This window comes from Stecheria intestinalis, assembly GCF_009696165.1.
GTDB classification, from domain to species: Bacteria; Bacillota_I; Bacilli_A; order Erysipelotrichales; family Erysipelotrichaceae; genus Bulleidia; species Bulleidia intestinalis.
Map to the genome: position 1 here is coordinate 175,463 of NZ_VUMN01000001.1, position 18,730 is coordinate 194,192.

Below are 18,730 nucleotides of genomic sequence, written 5' to 3' on the forward strand. Positions count from 1 at the left end.
AGATATATGCGGGCAGACGAGATCACTGGTGCGGTCCATGCAGTTACCCTCCATACGGCTGATGCCGGCTGGAAGGAGAAGGAGTATTCTGCTGCTTTTGCGACCGATCTGATGAGCGATGCCCTAGCGATGATTCAGAAGTCTCCGGAGAGCACCGTGCTGATCACGGGCCTCTGCAATGCGCAGGTGCTGCGCACGGCCGAGATGCTGGATGTGAACCTCGTGATCATTGTACGCGGAAAGCATCTTTCCGATCTCGACCTGTCCATCGCTGATGAGATGAATATCAGTCTCTTTTCCACCGATCTCACGATGTATGAGACGTGCGGCATCCTCTATGAGAAAGGACTGCACGGCATATGACCTCAGTTCTTCACCAGGAATATCAGGTGGTTCAGGATGACTATGCAAACGCCGGGGAGGCCAGCAGCCATATCAAGCAGACGCTGAGCCAGATCGGCTATCCTCCCAGAGTGCTGAGAAGGATTGCCGTGGCCAGCTATGAAGCAGAGATCAACATGATCATCCATGCCTATGGCGGAAAGATCACCATGGATGTCATGGATGATGGGACCGTTTCTCTCTGCTTTGCTGATCCAGGTCCGGGAATTCCGGATCTCGAAAAAGCCATGACGCCTGGCTGGTCAACTGCCAGCGAGAAAGCGAGAGAGCTCGGCTTCGGCGCCGGCATGGGACTGCCGAATATCAAGCGGGTTTCCGATCGGTTTGATATTCAGACATCGCCTGCTGGAACCATTCTGAAGCTCCGCTTCCATCAGACCTCATGAAAGCAAAAACCGTTGTCACTTACACCTTGTCCCGGTGCGTGAAATGTCTGAAATGCGTGAAGTCGTGTCCGACCAGTGCGCTGTCGATGGAGCAGGGAAGGATCCTCGTGAACCCCGACCGCTGCATCAACTGCGGAAGGTGTATCCGCAGCTGCCATAATAAAGGCCTGCTTGCCCAGGGAAGCACGCTGGAAGATATCCGTTCCTACGATTATACGGTATGCATGGTGCCATCGGCCCTGACCAATTCCTGCCGCTCAAGAGAAGAAGCCGAAGATCTGTTCCACGCCATCCGGATGCTCGGATTCGACGAAGTCGTCGACATCTCGCCGGTCGAAGGACAGATCATGCATGAAACGAAGATGCTGTCTGAAGAGTTCGGCAATCAGAGCGTCATCGCTTCATTCTGTCCGGTCGTCAACCGTCTGATCGAAACCGTCTATCCGATGCTGCTGGACAATCTGGCACCGCTGATCTATCCGAGCGAAGCGGCTGCGAAAATGATCCGGAAGATGCATCAGAATCATGGCCGGGTCGGAATCTTCAGCTGCTGCGAATGCGAAGCAAAGCTTGCCCTGGCAAAATACCCATACGGCAACTTCGAATATGAAACCGATCATGCGCTGGCAATTGTCGATATCTTTCCGAAAATCCGCCAGAACATGAAGAAAGGCAGAGACGAAGTCCTGTTTTCCAGAGAGGGACTGCAGTCCTGCAACCCTGCAGCCATGGCTCAGAAACCGGAATATCTGATTGCCGATGGCTTCGAGAAAATCAATTCCGTGCTGTCCCTCGAAGAATTCGGACAGCTGAATACGTATCGTCTGCTTTACCTGTTTCCATGCTTCAATGGCTGTATCGGCGGCCATCTGCTCTGGGGCAACAGCTTTCTGACCCGGAACAACATCTATGAGCTGACGTCCGATGGAGAGAAGCCGATCTCAGAGATTCCGCTCGATGATCTGTACAGCGACAGCGTATGCCGCACGAGCGAAGATCAGAGAACGTTCTCCGAGAAGATGGCATTCTTCCAGAAAGTCAACGAACAGCTCGAGAGACTGCCTGGCTATGACTGCAGTGCATGCGGCATGCAGACATGCCGGATCATGGCCGAGGAAATCGCCAAAGGAAACAAGACACTCGATGACTGCAGAATCCGTGCAGCGATGAAGGAGGGTGCACATGACCATCAGGGAACTCCTTGACAGAACCGGCTGGAAGAATGACAATCCGGACCTTGATCTGTCACGGAACATCACCGGCGGATATGCCGGCGATCTGCTCAGCTGGGTGATGGGAAGAGGCCAGCCCGGCCAGGCCTGGATCACCGTCCAGGTACATCGCAACATCATTGCCGTGGCTGCGCTCAGGGAATTCTCCTGCATCATCATTGCCGATGGTGCTTCCGTTCCGGAAGATCTCGTCGCCAAGGCAGAAGAAGAGAACATCGTGATTCTGGAAAGCGGCATGCCGGTTTATGAGACTGCCGTCACGCTCTCGAAGCTGCTCTGATGTACTACGACCTGCATATCCACAGCTGCCTGTCTCCATGTGCAGAAGAGGAGATGACTCCGAACAACATCTGCAACATGGCGCTGCTGAAAGGACTGGATCTGATCGCGGTCAGCGATCATAATTCCTGCCGCCAGCAGCCCGGTATGAAAGATGCCGCACAGCAGACCGGGATCCGTCTTCTATATGGAGCAGAATTGCAGAGCATGGAAGAAGTGCATATCCTGGCGCTCTTCAGGAACCTGGAAGACAGTCAGAAGCTGCAGGCCTGGATTGATACCGTGATGCCATCGGTACCGAATGATCCGGACTACTTCGGAAGCGAGAAAATCCTAAACGGGATGGATGAGCTGATCGGCATCGAGGAACGGTTGCTGCTAGTTTCCCTGAATGCCGCACTGGAGGAATGCATCGATGCGATTCATGCATGTTCCGGAATTGCGGTGCCTGCGCATGTGATGGGCAGAGAAAACAGCATCATGAACCAGCTCGGATTCATTCCGGAAGATCTGGATTATGATGCGCTGGAAATCAGAAACGAGAAGGAGAAAGAAGAAGTCCTGTCCCTGCATCCATGGATGAAGGAGGAAGATACGATCTGGCTGATCGACAGCGATGCTCATCGGCTGGTCGATATCTCGGAACGGGAACATCAGATGTCAGAAGAAACGCTGGAAAGTCTCTGGAGGAAACGGCTATGATGCAGGATCTGGCAATGCAGATTCTTGAGATTCTCATGAACAGCATCCAGGCTGGTGCCAGGCATATTCTCGTGAAGATTCGTGAAAGCCGGAAAGATAACGTAATTGAGATCACGGTTCAGGATGATGGAAAGGGAATGAGTCCGGAATTAGCCGCAAGGGTATCGGATCCGTTCACGACCACCCGGAAGACCAGAAAAGTCGGCATGGGAGTTGCATTTCTGAAAGGGATGACGGAGCAGTGCAATGGAGCATTTGACATTCAGAGCGAAGTCGGAAAAGGAACGATCATCACTGCTTCTGTGCAGAGAGACTGCATTGATACTCCGGAGATGGGAGATCTCGGAGAGATGATGATGGACTGCATCTCAGCAGATGATTCCATCGATTACGTATTGCGCTTCAGTACCGATGAAAAGGAGTTTGTCTTTGAATCCGGAGAGGTCAGGAAACAGCTGGCAGGTGTGCCCCTGCAGACGCCTGAAGTGCTTCTCTGGATGAAAGAATACATCAGCGAAGAAATAAAGCAGATCAAGGAGGAGAACGAATGAAGAGTCTGGAAGATCTCAAGAAAATGAGAGAAGCTGCTTTAAAGAAGGTCGAGATGCGAGACAGTGAGAAGAGCTATCGCGTGGTGGTGGGCATGGCTACCTGCGGAATCGCTGCCGGCGCAAGACCGGTGCTCAAGCGTCTGGTTGAAGAGACTGCAGAGCACAGCTACGACTGCGTGGTCACGCAGACCGGATGTATCGGCATGTGCGTCTATGAGCCGATCGTCGAAGTGTATGGCAAGGATGGCGAGCATACCACCTATGTCCATATGACACCTGAGAAGGCAGCGAAGGTTCTCGCAGAACACATCGGCAAGGGGCACATCGTAGAAGAATATACGGTTGATGCCGCAAAGAAGGCACAGGAGGCTTGATCGTATATGATCCGTACGAATGTACTCTGCTGCGCAGGTACCGGCTGCACAGCAAGCCAGTCCGGAAAAATCTATGATAATTTCATTGAACAGATTCAGAAATTCGGACTGCAGGATGAAGTGAAGGTCGTAAAGACCGGCTGCTTCGGCTTATGCCAGAAGGGACCGATTGTCGCCATTTACCCGGACAAGGTATTCTATTCCCATGTGAAGCCGGAGGATGTCGAGCGCATCGTCTCCGAGCATCTCTACAAAGGAAGAGTCGTCAAGGATCTCGAACTCAGCGATGAAGACCGTGAGACGCATGAGAAGATTCTTGAAATCGACAAGATCAACTTCTACAAGAAGCAGGAACGCATTGCCCTGCGCAACTGCGGCAAGATCAATCCGGAAGATATCACCGAATACATTGCCATGGACGGCTATGAGGCACTGGGCAAGGCAGTGACCACGATGACGCCTCAGGAAGTCATCGATGTCATGAAGAAGTCCGGCCTGCGCGGAAGAGGCGGAGCAGGCTTCCCGACGGGCGTGAAGTGGCAGTTCGAGAAGGATGCTCCAGGTACGGAGAAATATGTCATCTGCAACGCGGATGAAGGAGACCCTGGCGCATTCATGGATCGTTCCATTCTTGAAGGAGATCCGAATGCGGTCATCGAAGGCATGGCTATCATGGCTTATGCTGTCGGAGCACAGAAGGGCTATATCTATGTCCGTGCAGAATATCCGATTGCCGTCCATCGTCTGAAGATTGCCATCAAACAGGCAGAAGATCTGAACCTGCTCGGCAAGAATATCTTCGGATCCGGCTTCAATTTCGATATCGAGATCCGTCTTGGTGCAGGCGCATTCGTCTGCGGCGAAGAGACCGCACTGATTGCCAGCATTGAAGGCCAGAGAGGAATGCCGCGTCCGAAACCGCCATTCCCGGCTGTTTCCGGTGTCTGGGGCAAGCCGACCAGCATCAACAATGTCGAGACGCTTGCTAACGTTCCGCAGATCATCAACAAGGGTGCTGACTGGTACGCTTCCATCGGTACGGAAAAGTCCAAAGGAACCAAGGTCTTCGCACTCGGCGGCAAGATCAGGAATACCGGACTTGTCGAAGTACCGATGGGAACGACGCTCCGTGAGATTATCTATGAGATCGGCGGAGGCTGCCCGAACAACAAGGAATTCAAAGCCGTTCAGACCGGCGGTCCTTCCGGAGGATGCCTGACGGAAAAAGAGCTGGATACTCCGATTGATTATGAATCTCTGATCCAGGCTGGTTCCATGATGGGATCCGGCGGCATGATCGTCCTCGATGAAGACAACTGCATGGTTGATGTTGCCAGATTCTACATGGAATTCATCGTCGATGAATCCTGCGGAAAGTGCACGCCGTGCCGGGTCGGCACGAAGCGCCTGCTGGAGATGCTGACGAAGATCACTAAGGGCGAAGGCACCATGGAGATGCTGGACGAAATGGAGAAGCTCTGCTACGAGATCAAGGACACTGCGCTCTGCGGTCTTGGTCAGACAGCACCGAACCCGATTCTTTCCACGCTGAAGCATTTCCGCGGTGAATATGAAGCTCATATTAAGGAGAAGCGCTGCCCGGCTGGTGTCTGCAAGGCTCTGCTTACGTACAAGATCAACCCGGACAACTGCCGCAAGTGCTCCATGTGTGCAAGGAACTGCCCGGTCGGCGCAATTACCGGCGTCGCTGGCAAAGAAGCATTCCGGATCGATCCGTCCAAGTGCATCAAGTGCGGTACCTGCATGACCGTCTGCCGGTTCGGTGCAGTGGAACGGTCCTAGGAAAGGAGAACCCTGACAATGACTGAAGTACATCTGAAGATCAATAACCGCAACGTCACAGCAGAAGCAGGTCAGACGGTTCTGGAAGCCGCACGCAATGCCGGCATCAAGATTCCTACGCTCTGCTATCTGAGAAATATCAACAAGTCCGGAAACTGCCGTGTCTGCCTGGTTGAAGTCAAGAAAGCACGTTCGCTCTTAAGTGCATGCACGACCCCGGTCAGCGAAGGCATGGAAGTCTGGACCAATAGCGAACGGGCTCTTGCGGGCCGGCGAAATACGGTTGAGCTGATCATGTCCAACCACAGCAAGAACTGCCTGTCCTGCAAGCGCAACCAGAATTGCGAACTGCAGACTCTGGCAGAGGAACTTGGCATCCGTACAGACAAATTCGAAGGAGCGCACACCAAGCCTTCTTATGATGATTTCTCTTACGGAATCGTCCGCGATACGACCAAGTGCGTGCTTTGCGAGCGGTGCATCGAGACCTGCCGCAAGGTTCAGGGACTCGGCATCCTCGGCCTGGAAAACCGCGGCTTCAATACGATTGTCGCCCCGGTCTACGGCAAGAGCATGAAGGATGTAGACTGCATGCAGTGCGGCCAGTGCGTCATCAACTGCCCGACTGGCGCATTGACGGAAAAAGAGAATATCACCGATGTCGTGAATGCTCTGAATGATCCGGAGAAGATCGTCATCGTGCAGACTGCACCGGCAGTAAGAGCATCGCTGGGTGAAGAGTTCGGGCTTCCGATCGGAACCAGAGTCACCGGCAAGATGACGGCTGCGCTCAGAAGATGCGGATTCGACCGTGTCTATGATACGAACTTCGCTGCCGACCTCACGATCATGGAAGAAGGCAATGAGCTGCTGGAACGCCTGAGTCATGGCGGCGTGCTGCCGATGTTCACTTCCTGCTCGCCTGGCTGGATCCGCTACATTGAATACGAATATCCGGAACTGCTGCCGCATCTTTCGACGGCAAAGTCTCCGCATATGATGATGGGCGCGATGATCAAGAGCTACTGGGCAAAGAAGCATAACGTGAATCCGAAGGATATCTATGTCGTGTCCATCATGCCATGCACGGCAAAGAAATCCGAGATTCATCGTCCGGAATGCATGACGCAGGAATATCCGGATGTCGATGCAGTCCTGACTACCAGAGAATGCGGAAGACTGATCAAGCTTTTCGGCATTGACTTCAATGAACTCCCGGATGAGGAATTCGACCAGGACCTCATGGGCGAGTACTCGGGTGCCGGCGTTATCTTCGGTGCAACCGGAGGTGTCATGGAAGCAGCTCTCCGTACCGTCAAGCAGAAACTGGACGGACATAAGCTTGAGAAAGTGGACTTCATGGAATGCCGCGGCATGGCCGGAGTCAAGGAAGCACAGGTAGAACTTGGCGGAACGAAGCTCTGGATCGCCATCACTTCCAGCATGACTGCCGCAAAGCCGCTTCTGGAAGAAGTGAAGAACGGCACTTCCAAGTATACCTTTATCGAAGTCATGGGCTGCCCGGGCGGATGCCTGAATGGCGGCGGCCAGTCCATCGTTCCTGCTTCTGTCAAAAATGGCAAGCTCGGCTATGGCTACAAGGAACTCCGCATGAAGGCTCTCTATGATGAAGACGCTTCCTGCGAGGTCCGGGTCAGCTCCGATAACCCGCAGATCCAGAAAGCTTATGAAGACTTCCTCGGTGCGCCAGGCAGCGAGCTGGCTGAGGAACTGCTCCATACGACCTATACGCCGAAACAGCGTTTCCACATCTTCAGCGATTGACTATTACTCGTTCTCCTGTCCGCTCTGTATTATTGCAGGGCGGACTTTTCTGATGAAAAACCGGAGCAAATTCCTGAGCTGCAGGATCGATCATGCCGAGATCAGACATCTTGATTTCCAGTGCAGCCATTAGAGCAAGTGCCGCAGTCGACAGTCTCTTTCATCGGGACATCGATGGTCTCAGGATGATCATATTCCGCATGAGCGATGAAACCTTGGCATCCATACTCATCTTCATCCAGAACTTTTCCGGTAAACATATTCAAGATCCTTGCATCGGTGAATACGGTACCACATGGAATCTCTCCGGGCGCTGCTTTCAGCAGGGCTTCGGGATGTTCTGCCAGCAGTTTCAGAATGTTTCTTCTTCCTGACTATCATCCATTCTGACTTCATGATAAGAAACAGAAATCGGAAAGGGCATAAAGAAAGCAGAGGAGATTTTCCTCTGCCTGAATCGAATCAATGCTGGACTTTCACGCGGCTTGCTTCGAGAAGTTCCTTGACTTTCTTCGCCGCAGCGTCGACCGGAAGCTCTTCTGCTTCTCCATTTCTCGGCTTGAATTCCACGATTCCGTCTTTCGCACCGCGGCCGACCGTGATCCGGAACGGAATGCCGATCAGATCCATGTCCTTGAATTTGACGCCAGGGCGGGCATCGCGATCATCGAGGATCGTATCGACGCCGAGATCCTGCAGCTCCTGATAAAGCTGATCTGCTACCTGGTTCTGAACTTCATCCTTCGTGGAGATGATGACGATCGCTGCCGCATACGGAGCGATGTCTGCTGGCCAGGCAATGCCATTGTCATCATGATTCTGCTCCACCAGCGCAGCCATGCAGCGGCCCGGGCCGATGCCGTAGCTTCCCATCCAGACATACTGAAGCTTATTCTCTGCATCGAGATACTGAAGATCCATCGCCTTGGAATACTTCGTGCCGAGCTTGAAGGTGTTGCCGCATTCAATCCCATGCGCGAAATGAATCCTGCCGCCGCACTTTGGGCAGATATCGCCTTCCATGATATTTCTCACATCAGCAACCTTATCTGCCTTGAAGTCTTTCTGGTTCACATTCGTGTAGTGGTAGCCGGTCTTATTTGCGCCGACGACGAAATTCTGCATATAGGTGACTTCCGGATCCGCAACGAGCTCGCAGCGGATGCCGATCGGACCGGCAAAGCCGATATCCGCACCGGTAGCTTCCTTTACCATTTCCGGATCAGCCAGCTCGACGCTGTCTGCCTGATAGAGCTTGCGGAGCTTGACTTCATTCACATCGCGGTCGCCGCGCACCATGACTGCGACCGGCTTTCCGTCGACATTGTAGATCAGTGTCTTCACGAACTTCTTTACGTCCTTATGCAGGAAGCTGACGACTTCTTCGATGGTTCGGCTGTTGGGCGTCTCGATGAGCTCTTTCTCGAGTTCGGCTTCCTGCTCTGCCGGTTTTTCAGGAACGCACTGAGCGACTTCGATGTTGCTGGAGAAATCGCAGCTGTCGCAAAGCACGAGGATATCCTCGCCCAGCGGGGTAACTGCCTGGAATTCCTCGGAGAGCAGTCCGCCCATGACGCCGGTATCTGCCCGGACGATCTTATAGTTCAGATGCAGGCGGTCCATGATGTTCTTGTAAGCCTGGAACTGCTTTGCATACGCTGCATCGAGTCCGGCCTCATCTTTGTCGAAGGTATAGGCATCCTTCATCGCAAACTCTCTGACCCGGACCAGACCATAGCGAGGCCGCGGCTCATCGCGGAACTTCGTCTCGATCTGATACAGCGAGAAAGGCATATCCTTGTAGGAACGGATCTGCATCTTCGCAGCTGCCGCAAACAGTTCTTCATGCGTCGGGCCTAAGCAGTATGGCATGCCTTTGCGGTCTTTCAGCGTGAACATATCCTTGCCGAAGCCTGCCCGTCTACCGGAAGCTACATAGACTTCCTCCGGAATCAATGCCGGCATCAGGAGCTCCTGGCAGCCGGTGCGGTCCATCTCATCGCGGATGATTGCCTCGATCTTGCTGATGACGCGGAAGCCCAGCGGCATCTGCATATATACTCCTGCAGAGCTCTTGCGGATATATCCTGCTCTTACAAGAAGGTTCCCGCTGATGGAATCTTCGTCTTTTACATCCTCTCTCAGGGTGTAGAAGAAACTGTTCTTCAATCTCATAAAATGTCCTCTTTATCGGGTCTGATTATATCATTTACAGAATGAAGTTGTGAGTTATAATGTTCCAAATAAACTAGGGAGGAAAAAGAATCTGCATGGCTACTTATTATCAGGAAGCATCTCATACATTCAGTGAATATCTTCTGGTACCAGGTCTGACCGAAGAACAGAATATTCCTCAGAATGTATCTCTGAAAACCCCGTTGGTGAAATTCAGAAAGGGGGAGGAACCTTCCATCTCGCTGAATATCCCGATGGTATCAGCGGTCATGCAGTCCGTTTCCGGCGACCGTCTTGCCATTGCCTTAGCCAAGGAAGGCGGCATCTCCTTCATCTTCGGCTCTCAGCCGATTGCTGATCAGGCGGCCATGGTTGCCCGGGTCAAGAATTATAAAGCAGGCTATGTGCCATCTGATTCCAATGTCACGCCGGATACCACGATTGCGGAAATGCTGGAACTGCTCGACAAGACCGGACACAGCACGATGGCAGTCACGGAAGATGGCACTGCAAACGGCAAGCTCTTAGGCATGATCACGAGCCGCGACTACCGGATCGGACATGTCAGTCTCGATGCGAAGGTAAAAGAATTCATGACCCCGCGCGAGAAGCTGATTGTCGGCCGTTCTACTGACAACCTGAGCACCTGCAACGATCTGATCTGGGAGCACAAGCTCAACACGCTCCCGCTGGTCGATGAAAACGATCATCTTGCCTATCTCGTTTTCCGCAAGGACTATGAGAGCCATAAGGCTCATCCGAATGAACTGCTGGATCATGAGAAGCGCTTCATGGTCGGCGCCGGCATCAATACCCGCGACTATGAGGAACGTGTTCCGGCTCTGCTCAATGCGGGCGTTGATATTCTGGTCATCGATTCTTCCGACGGCTATACCTGCTGGCAGGCAAAGACCATTCACTGGATCCGCGAGCATTATGGCGATTCCGTCAAGATCGGGGCTGGCAATGTCGTTGATCCGGATGGATTCAACTATCTCGCTGATGCAGGCGCAGACTTCATCAAGATCGGCATCGGCGGCGGCAGTATCTGCATCACCCGCGAGACCAAAGGCATCGGCAGAGGCCAGGCAACTGCAGTTCAGGAAGTTGCCAAGGCAAGAGATGCGTACTTCGAGAAGACCGGCACTTATATTCCGATCTGCTCCGACGGCGGCATCGTATACGACTACCACATCATCCTTGCACTTGCTATGGGTGCAGACTTCGTCATGCTGGGACGCTATTTCTCCCGCTTTGAAGAAGCACCTGGCGAGAAGCTGATGATCAATGGTTCCTATGTCAAGGAATACTGGGGCGAAGGTTCCAACCGGGCCCGCAACTGGGGCAGATATGATCTCGGCCAGGGCAGGAAGCTCTCCTTTGAGGAAGGCGTCGATTCCTATGTTCCGTATGCCGGCTTCCTGCATGATAATGTGCTGATGACGACCTCCAAGATCAAATCCACGATGTGCAACTGCGGAGCCCTTGATATTCCGGAGCTGCAGCGCAAGGCAAGACTCACGCTCGTCTCTGCAACCTCGATTGTCGAAGGCGGAGCTCACGACGTCATGGTCAAGCACAAGGATACTTCATTCAACAAGTAATCAGAACGACGCACAGGCAGAACGGCTGCCTGTGTTCTTTTTTCTGATCTGGAAAGGAAGGAAACAGTGACAGAAAAGAAGCATTCTCATAAGCAGATCTGGAAACCCATTCTGATCTTTTCCTCAGCCTTTTTCGGATACGGGATGCTCAGCATGTTTCTCGATCAGAGATTCGGGACCGATGCCTATGCCATCGGCAGATTCCTGTATGCAATCCTGTGTCTGATCCTGTATCTTTTCTCCATGCCGAAGCCGCTTCTGAAGCAGGGATCCTGGAAAGCCGTGCCCATCTGGACAGCGGTATTCCTGGCGGTTTTCTATTTCTGCTATCTGATCGTGATTATGGATGTGCCAGGCAATCTTGCAGCATTGTTTCAGGAAGACATGCATGCTGTATTCAGAGTGGTTCTATTAGCAGGGGCTGCCGGGACATTTGAAGAAACCATGGTCCGGGGATACGCAGCCGATGCGATTCATTGCTGGACTTCGAAGTGCAGATATCCGATCCTGCTTACCGGGATTCTGACCTCGCTGCTGTTCGGACTGCTGCATCTGAGCAATCTCCATGGTGATAATGCTGCGCAGGTCTGGATCCAGGTTTTCTATGCATGCATGATCGGCCTTGCCCTCTATTCCCTGCGTGCGATCTCCGGTTCTCTCACGCTGCCGATCATTGCGCATATCCTGATCGATCTGCAGCCGGAGCTTGGBGAAGGGGCAGTTTCTTCCGGTCCGTTTCTGCTGTATCTGGAAGTATTTCTGCCGCTGGGCGTGCTTTCGCTATGCTACCTGTTTCTATTGGAAGATGCGCTTCCGGAATGATTTTCCGGAGTCAGGACAAGAAATTGTTTCAGTTGACATCTCGAAGAGGCGGAAGTATGATCCTTGCAAGCAAAGGGAGGAAGAACCATGAAGTGCTGTTGCAAGAGTGATCTGGAATACTGACAGAATCTGCTCTTGTTTTTGAAATGATTGAACAGCACTCTGTCAGGAAGTGGAATGAAGCTTCCTTTTTTTGTATATGAAATGAAGTAAATCCTGGAGGAGAAGGAGATTATGAAAAAGGTTTTCGGTGCCGTGCTCGCCACTGCCATTGCCCTCGCATTAACCGCCTGCGGAGGAAATTCTTCCACGGCGGAAACTGCAGCCTCGACTGCTGGTGCTTCTGCATCGGCAGCAGATGGCAGTGAAGAACTCGCTGATGAACAGGTTCTGAATCTGGTTTATACCGATCTCAGCCTGCTCGATGTCAATGATGCCCGCAACTCCAATGAGATGCAGGTACTGACCGAAGTACAGGAAGGACTGTTCCGGACATTCACGGATGAGAATGGCGTGGACCAGACCGAGAATGCCGGCTGCACAAGCTATGAGATCAGCGATGACAATCTGACTTATACGTTCCATCTGCGTGAGAACGCCAAATGGAGCGATGGCCAGCCGGTCACTGCTCAGAACTATGTGGATTCCTGGATCCGTCTTCTGACGGCTGAAAATGCATTTCCGTATTACTTCCTGGCATCCGGAATCGCCGGTGCAGAGGAATACTATGAAGGAACTGGCTCTGCTGAAGATGTTCAGGTATCTGCACCGGATGATTACACCCTGGTTGCATTCCTGGCTGCTCCGGATCCTTCCTTCATCAAGAAAGTCGGCATGGTGCCCATGTATCCGATCCGCAAGGATCTGATCGATGCAGCCGAAGCAGCTGGCAAGGACTGGACGAATGATTATACGCTGCATGTCTTCAACGGACCGTTCGTGATTTCGGACCGTGTGCTGGAGAACTCCATGACCCTGACGAAGAATGACCAGTACTGGGACAAGGACAATGTCAAGCTCACTCAGGTCAATCTGCGTGTGGTTGATGAAACTGCTACCCAGGCACAGCTGATGGAATCACAGCAGGTCGATGTGCTGAAGCTGACCGATCTGGAATATGTTGATCAGTGGCAGTCTCTGGTCGATGACGGTTCGTTCCAGCACATCGTCAGCGATACTCCGTCTTCTTCGTATATTTCTTTTGACATGCATGAAGAAGGAAACGGCGGTCCTTCCGGACTGATGCTCAATGCCAAGGTCCGCAAGGCCATCATGCTTGCCTTCGACCGTGAGGAATTCAATGAGATGTTCCAGGATGGTCTGTCGACTCCGGCTTATGGCCTCGTTCCGAATGGCATCACGGTCAATGGTCAGGAATACCGTTCGATTGCCGGTGATCTTCTCTTGAGCGATGAAGATCAGAAGCTTGCCAGTGATCCGGATGCTCTGAAGGCACTGTTCCAGGAAGGCATGGAAGAAGCCGGCGTTTCCGGAACTCCGGAAGATGTCACATTGACCACGATTGTATACGACTCCACGACGCTCACCGCAAATGAGAATGAGTGGTTTAAGCAGCAGCTCGCTGATAAGCTCGGTGTGACGCTGGATGTGGAAACGTATCCGGATGTGTCTACCTGGAAGGCTGCGCGTGACAGCTATCAGTATGATTTCTATGTCATGGGCTGGTATGCGGACTATGATGATCCGGCAAACTTCCTGGATCTCTTCACTTCCACAAGTCCTTACGGAAAGTTCATGGGCGGTTTCAGCAACGCAGATTATGATGCGCTGATGGAACAGGCAGATTCCAGCCTGGATGAAAGCAAACGCGCTGATCTGTTCACGCAGGCAGAGAAGATTCTGATGGATCAGGCTGGTGTATGCCCGCTGTATTTCGAGAATGCGCAGATCTATGCACAGAGCTATGTGAAGGGACTCAGTTTCCCGCTGTTCGGTGCAGATGTTGAGTTCTCGAGAGCTTATATCGTCAAGCATTGATTCTGTTTGCGGAAGACAGGAACTGGTGGTTTCTGTCTTCCTTCGTTTTACTTAGGAGATTTCATGAAATTTGCCAAATATATACTCAAGCGATTTCTGACCTCGATTCTGACCTTGTTTCTGATTGCGACAGCAACCTTCTTCCTGCTTGCCCTGACGCCTGGCGATGCATTAAGTGCCCGGGTTGACAAGCTGCCGGAGCAGGTAGCAGAACGCATGTATGAGAAATACGGACTGGACAAGCCGGTCATGGAACGCTATGTCATCACGATGAAAGGACTTGCCCATGGCGACTTCGGAGAATCCATCATCTACCAGGGAGAAACCGTCCAGTCCATCATTGCCGAGAAAGGACCGGTCAGTGCAAGACTCGGCTTGCAGCAGATGATTCTGGGAGTTAGCGTCGGAATTCTGCTCGGCATTCTTGCGGCAGCAAAGAAGGGAACTTTCTGGGACTACTTCGTGGTTGTGCTGAGCATTCTGCTGATCTCGGTGCCGAGCCTGGTGTTTGCACTATTGCTGCAGGCGGTCTTTGCCGCGAAACTGAAATGGTTTCCAGTCATCGGCTGGCCGAGCACGCATGTCTGGACTTCCGGATGGAAGTATACGGTCCTGCCGACTCTGGCCGGCTGTTTCGGCTATATCGCCAGCTATTCCAGACTCCTCAAGACTTCGATGCTCGATGTCATGAATCAGGAATACGTGCTCACGGCAGAATCCAAAGGACTCAGCCGCAGGGAAGTCATCATGCACCACGTGCTCAGAAACTCGATGATTCCAATCATCACCCGTCTGCCGATGAGTGTTGCCATGTGCATCACCGGGAGCTTCTTCATCGAGAGTGTTTTCTCGATCCCGGGACTCGGTCTCTATTATGTCAATGCAGTTGCAGCCCAGGATGTGCCGATCGTGATGGGGGAGACGGTCATCATCGCCGCACTTTATATCTTTGTCGTGTTCATTACCGATATTCTCTATACGGTTGTTGATCCGAGAATCCGTCTGGAAGGAGGAAAGCACTGATGATTGCAGCAGATGGAACGATGCCTGTCCTCTCTCCGGAAGAAACCGTCCGGACCGCTCAGGCGCAGAAGAACCGGGAACAGATCGCTAGACCCGTAGAGACCTTCTGGCAGGGTGCCAGACGCCGTCTGTTTCATAACCCGGTAGCAGTCTTTGCAATGATTCTGCTTCTGGTCATGCTGGTGCTTGTCATCTTCGGACCGGGCATGAGCGGTGCAGAATACCTCAGCATCAATGCCAAAGCAAAGAACCTTGCGCCGGACAGCACCTACTGGTTCGGAACTGACGGACTGGGCCGGGATCTCTGGAGCAGAGTCTGGATTGGTGCTCGTCTTTCCATCCTGGTCGCATTGGTATGTTCTGCGATTCAGCTTCTGGTCGGAAGTGCATACGGCGGCATCATGGCGTACTTCGGCGGCAAAGTCGATGCGGTGATGATGCGCATCATCGAAGTCATCGATTCGTTTCCGTATCTGCTGATCACGCTGCTGATCATGATGGTCATTGGCAAGAATACCGGCGGCCTTCTGGTTGCGATGTGCATCACTTCCTGGTGCTCTACCGCCAGAACAGTCAGAGGCCAGATCATGCAGTTAAGAGAATCGGAATACGTGCAGGCAGCTCAGCTATTAGGAGCTTCTGCGAACAGGGTGATCCGTCAGCATCTGCTTCCGAATACGATCGGCATTCTGATCCTGGATCTCTGCTCCAGCATTCCGAGCTATATTTTCACGGAAGCATCTCTCTCGTTCCTCGGCATGGGATTATCGGGCGATGTGATTTCGCTAGGCGTGCTGATTTCCGATGGCAAGACGAAGATGCAGTTCTATCCATGGCAGCTGATCTTCCCGTGCCTGGCGCTGTGCATCATCGTGCTGGCCTTCAATCTGCTTGGCGATGGATTGCGCGATGCGCTGGATCCGCGTACCGAAGAAAGGCAGGGATAAGCCATGAGTGAGAACTCTGTACTCCTTCAGGTTCAGAACCTGAAAGTCAGCTTCCGCACCCCGGCCGGAATCGTGCAGGCAGTCCGCGGCGTCAGCTTTAATCTGAACCAGGGCGAGACGCTTGCGATCGTCGGCGAATCCGGATGCGGGAAATCCGTCACCGCCAGAACCGTAATGGGGCTGACTCACCGCCCTGGCATCATCGATCCGGAAAGCCATATTCTCTTTGAAGGACAGGATATTCTCAAGTTCTCAGAGAAGCGCATGCAGGCATACCATGGCGGCGACGCCGCTATCGTATTCCAGGATGCGATGGCTTCACTGAATCCGACGATGACCATCGGCGATCAGATTATCGAAACACTGCGTCATCATAACCGGATATCAAAGAAAGCAGCAGAGAAGGAAGCAGTCGATCTGCTGCGAAAAGTCGGCATCTCGCAGCCGGAACAGCGGGTGAAACAGTATCCGCACCAGCTGTCCGGAGGCATGCGTCAGCGGGTCATGATCGCAATTGCATTTGCCAACAAGCCGAAGCTGCTGGTTGCCGATGAACCGACGACAGCACTCGATGTGACGATTCAGTCTCAGATCATTGATCTGATCCGTGATCTGCAGAAAGAAAATGGCACGAGCGTGATTCTGATCACGCATGATCTCGGCGTCGTAGCAAGCATCGCTGACCGCATTGCGGTCATGTATGCAGGCAAGATCGTCGAGCATGGTTCTGCCCATGAAATCTTTCATCATCCGCGCCATCCGTATACGAATGCGCTGCTGAGTGCAGTGCCTCGTCTCGATCAGGATCGCGGCGGCGAGCTGACAGCCATTGCCGGCACTCCGCCTGATCTGCTTAATCCGCCAGCCGGGTGCGGTTTCTGCACCCGCTGCCAGTACTGCATGCAGGCATGTCTGAAGAGGCAGCCTCCGGTCTACCGGTTTGAGCAGGATCACGAAGCATCCTGCTGGCTGTATGCCCTGGAGAAAACGCCGGACGATGCACCGTTCGTGAAGGAGGAATTCCATGTCTGAAGAAGTCGTGCTGGAAGTGAAGAATCTGAAGAAATACTTTCCGGCGGGAAAGGGACATGAACTTCATGCGGTGGATGACGTGTCGTTTCAGATTCACGCCGGGGAAACCCTCGGACTGGTTGGCGAAAGCGGCTGCGGGAAGACGACCTGTGCCAGAACGCTGATCGGCATGTATCAGCCGACCGCCGGGCAGGTGCTGTACCGTGGAAAAGATACCGCGAAGCTGAAAGGGGAAGAACTGATGCAGTTCCGCAAGGAAGCACAGATGGTGTTCCAGGATCCGTATGCTTCGCTGGATCCCCGCATGACCGTCAGCGATATCATTGCAGAAGGTCTGGATATCCATCATATGGTCTCTTCAAAAGCAGAGCGCACGAAGCGAATCTATGAACTGCTGGAAATGGTGGACCTGAATGCTGAACATGCTAACCGCTTCATCCATGAATTCTCCGGCGGCCAGCGGCAGCGCATCGGCATCGCCAGAGCCCTTGCGGTGAATCCGAAACTGCTGATTCTCGATGAACCGATCTCCGCTCTGGATGTGAGCATCCAGGCTCAGGTCGTGAACATGCTGCAGAGACTGCAGAAGGAACTGCATCTCAGCTATCTGTTCGTAGCGCATGATCTTTCGATGGTTCGTCATATCTCTGATCGGGTAGCAGTCATGTACCTCGGGAGGATCGTGGAACTTGCCAGTTCGGAAGAACTGTATTCTGATCCCCGGCATCCGTATACGCAGGCGCTGATGTCGGCAGTTCCGGTACCGGATCCGGAAGCCGAAGCAGAACGCAGAAAGAAGCGGATTCGTCTTGAAGGGGAAGTGCCGAGCCCGATCGATCCGCCGGAGCACTGCCGGTTTGCCGGAAGATGTCCGTTTGCGACGGATCGCTGCCGGAAGGAAGAACCGCAGCTGAAAGAACATGAACCGGGACACTGGACGGCATGTTTCCTGGAAGAAGCAAAAGAACATCGCTAGACTTCGCGGTGTTCTTTTAATGACTGGCGGATTTTCCGGAACGTATCTTCCTCGCCATTCTCGGCTACCATGCGCAGGATCTTTTCCATTTCCTTCGCCGTTTCCGGATGCATGTACTGATCGCCATGATGCTGAAGGAAATAGTTCAGCGCATCCGAGCTCTTATAGGCGTCTTTGTGATACGTGCGGCTTGCAGCGATCCGGTCGCAGATGCTTTCGATCAGATAGCGGTACGGCATCTTCACCGGCTGCCATACGCCGTTGATCGTGTCATACCAGTATTCCCAGTGGTGAGGGTTTCTGCCTTTATGGTGCAGCCATCCCATCGAGTATCCTTTTTCTTTCTTCTCGACCGGATACGGGCTTCTCCACCCCTGGTAATAGTGCACGGAAGGAATGAACTCCGTCGGGCTGTATTTCGAGAGATCATGGGTGAGTCCCTGCCAGTACAGGCCGCACGCAAAGCAGTACTTCCGCACCAGGGCACGATGGTGATGCACAGTTTTCAGATGGCCTGTGAATCTCTGCCAGAAAGACATGTTCTTCTTCGCTTCGTTCATACAACGGATATTTTAATTCTCTCTCTGAATCACTTGCAATTGATCTCTCGCAAATGGTTCAGAACCTCACAGAAAAAGC

General features: G+C 52.8%; 19 protein-coding genes. 17 read left to right on the top strand and 2 right to left on the bottom strand.

What is annotated here, in order from left to right; translation table 11 throughout:
• Nucleotides 1-6: 6 nt before the first annotated feature.
• From FYJ51_RS00840 to FYJ51_RS00885, 10 genes are all read left to right on the top strand, one after another.
• Nucleotides 7-363, top strand: coding sequence for a hypothetical protein (locus FYJ51_RS00840; RefSeq protein ID WP_105303721.1), 357 nt, complete (start codon nt 7-9; stop codon nt 361-363).
• Nucleotides 360-788, top strand: a complete 429-nt coding sequence (locus FYJ51_RS00845) for an ATP-binding protein (RefSeq protein ID WP_154502198.1) — start codon at nt 360-362, stop codon at nt 786-788. The genes FYJ51_RS00840 and FYJ51_RS00845 overlap by 4 nt, the downstream gene beginning before the upstream one ends.
• Nucleotides 785-1,993 carry a [Fe-Fe] hydrogenase large subunit C-terminal domain-containing protein gene (locus tag FYJ51_RS00850; protein WP_154502201.1) on the top strand — a complete coding sequence of 403 codons (1,209 nt, stop codon included), beginning with the start codon at nt 785-787 and terminating at the stop codon, nt 1,991-1,993. The genes FYJ51_RS00845 and FYJ51_RS00850 overlap by 4 nt, the downstream gene beginning before the upstream one ends.
• The gene (locus FYJ51_RS00855) at nt 1,971-2,300 is read left to right on the top strand and encodes an AraC family transcriptional regulator (protein WP_154502204.1); all 330 of its coding nucleotides are present in this window, start codon (nt 1,971-1,973) and stop codon (nt 2,298-2,300) included. The genes FYJ51_RS00850 and FYJ51_RS00855 overlap by 23 nt, the downstream gene beginning before the upstream one ends.
• Nucleotides 2,300-3,001: a PHP domain-containing protein gene (locus FYJ51_RS00860; RefSeq protein WP_154502207.1), complete on the top strand. Its 702-nt coding sequence runs from the start codon at nt 2,300-2,302 to the stop codon at nt 2,999-3,001. The genes FYJ51_RS00855 and FYJ51_RS00860 overlap by 1 nt, the downstream gene beginning before the upstream one ends.
• Nucleotides 2,998-3,552: an ATP-binding protein gene (locus FYJ51_RS00865; RefSeq protein ID WP_205946090.1), complete on the top strand. Its 555-nt coding sequence runs from the start codon at nt 2,998-3,000 to the stop codon at nt 3,550-3,552. The genes FYJ51_RS00860 and FYJ51_RS00865 overlap by 4 nt, the downstream gene beginning before the upstream one ends.
• Nucleotides 3,549-3,926, top strand: a complete 378-nt coding sequence (locus tag FYJ51_RS00870; RefSeq protein ID WP_154502213.1) for a (2Fe-2S) ferredoxin domain-containing protein — start codon at nt 3,549-3,551, stop codon at nt 3,924-3,926. Before FYJ51_RS00865 ends, FYJ51_RS00870 begins: the two co-directional genes overlap by 4 nt.
• A 6-nt stretch (nt 3,927-3,932) precedes the next feature.
• A complete protein-coding gene (gene nuoF / locus FYJ51_RS00875; RefSeq protein ID WP_105303728.1) occupies nt 3,933-5,729 on the top strand; it encodes an NADH-quinone oxidoreductase subunit NuoF in 1,797 nt (598 codons plus the stop codon).
• 18 nt (nt 5,730-5,747) lie between these two features.
• On the top strand, nt 5,748-7,514 hold the full coding sequence (locus FYJ51_RS00880) for an NADH-dependent [FeFe] hydrogenase, group A6 (protein ID WP_105303729.1): 1,767 nt from the start codon (nt 5,748-5,750) through the stop codon (nt 7,512-7,514).
• A 200-nt stretch (nt 7,515-7,714) separates the two neighbouring features.
• Nucleotides 7,715-7,888 (top strand): hypothetical protein, encoded by a 174-nt coding sequence (locus FYJ51_RS00885; RefSeq protein WP_154502216.1) that lies wholly within the window; start codon nt 7,715-7,717, stop codon nt 7,886-7,888.
• A gap of 88 nt (nt 7,889-7,976) precedes the next feature.
• On the opposite strand, the gene FYJ51_RS00890 is transcribed toward FYJ51_RS00885, so the two are convergent.
• Nucleotides 7,977-9,689, bottom strand: coding sequence for a proline--tRNA ligase (locus FYJ51_RS00890; protein WP_154502219.1), 1,713 nt, complete (start codon nt 9,687-9,689; stop codon nt 7,977-7,979).
• 95 nt (nt 9,690-9,784) lie between these two features.
• Between FYJ51_RS00890 and FYJ51_RS00895 the strand changes: the two genes are divergently transcribed.
• The 7 genes from FYJ51_RS00895 to FYJ51_RS00925 all read left to right on the top strand — a co-directional run bounded on the left by FYJ51_RS00895 (nt 9,785) and on the right by FYJ51_RS00925 (nt 18,091).
• Nucleotides 9,785-11,293: an IMP dehydrogenase gene (locus FYJ51_RS00895; protein ID WP_105303732.1), complete on the top strand. Its 1,509-nt coding sequence runs from the start codon at nt 9,785-9,787 to the stop codon at nt 11,291-11,293.
• A gap of 66 nt (nt 11,294-11,359) precedes the next feature.
• Complete coding sequence (locus FYJ51_RS13845; protein ID WP_154502222.1) at nt 11,360-12,115, top strand: CPBP family intramembrane glutamic endopeptidase; 756 nt, start codon at nt 11,360-11,362, stop codon at nt 12,113-12,115.
• Between the two features lie 234 nt (nt 12,116-12,349).
• A complete protein-coding gene (locus tag FYJ51_RS00905) occupies nt 12,350-14,113 on the top strand; it encodes a peptide ABC transporter substrate-binding protein (protein ID WP_154502225.1) in 1,764 nt (587 codons plus the stop codon).
• A 63-nt stretch (nt 14,114-14,176) separates the two neighbouring features.
• Nucleotides 14,177-15,136, top strand: a complete 960-nt coding sequence (locus tag FYJ51_RS00910; protein ID WP_154502228.1) for an ABC transporter permease — start codon at nt 14,177-14,179, stop codon at nt 15,134-15,136.
• Nucleotides 15,136-16,083 carry an ABC transporter permease gene (locus FYJ51_RS00915; RefSeq protein WP_204378587.1) on the top strand — a complete coding sequence of 316 codons (948 nt, stop codon included), beginning with the start codon at nt 15,136-15,138 and terminating at the stop codon, nt 16,081-16,083. The genes FYJ51_RS00910 and FYJ51_RS00915 overlap by 1 nt, the downstream gene beginning before the upstream one ends.
• Nucleotides 16,084-16,086: 3 nt before the next feature.
• On the top strand, nt 16,087-17,115 hold the full coding sequence (locus FYJ51_RS00920) for an ABC transporter ATP-binding protein (protein ID WP_154502231.1): 1,029 nt from the start codon (nt 16,087-16,089) through the stop codon (nt 17,113-17,115).
• A complete protein-coding gene (locus tag FYJ51_RS00925; RefSeq protein ID WP_154502233.1) occupies nt 17,108-18,091 on the top strand; it encodes an ABC transporter ATP-binding protein in 984 nt (327 codons plus the stop codon). Before FYJ51_RS00920 ends, FYJ51_RS00925 begins: the two co-directional genes overlap by 8 nt.
• Here FYJ51_RS00925 and FYJ51_RS00930 read toward each other — a convergent pair.
• Entirely contained in the window at nt 18,088-18,651 is a 564-nt protein-coding gene (locus tag FYJ51_RS00930) for a DUF5662 family protein (protein WP_205946091.1), read from the bottom strand. The two genes, FYJ51_RS00925 and FYJ51_RS00930, sit on opposite strands and share 4 nt — an antisense overlap.
• Nucleotides 18,652-18,730 lie beyond the last annotated feature (79 nt).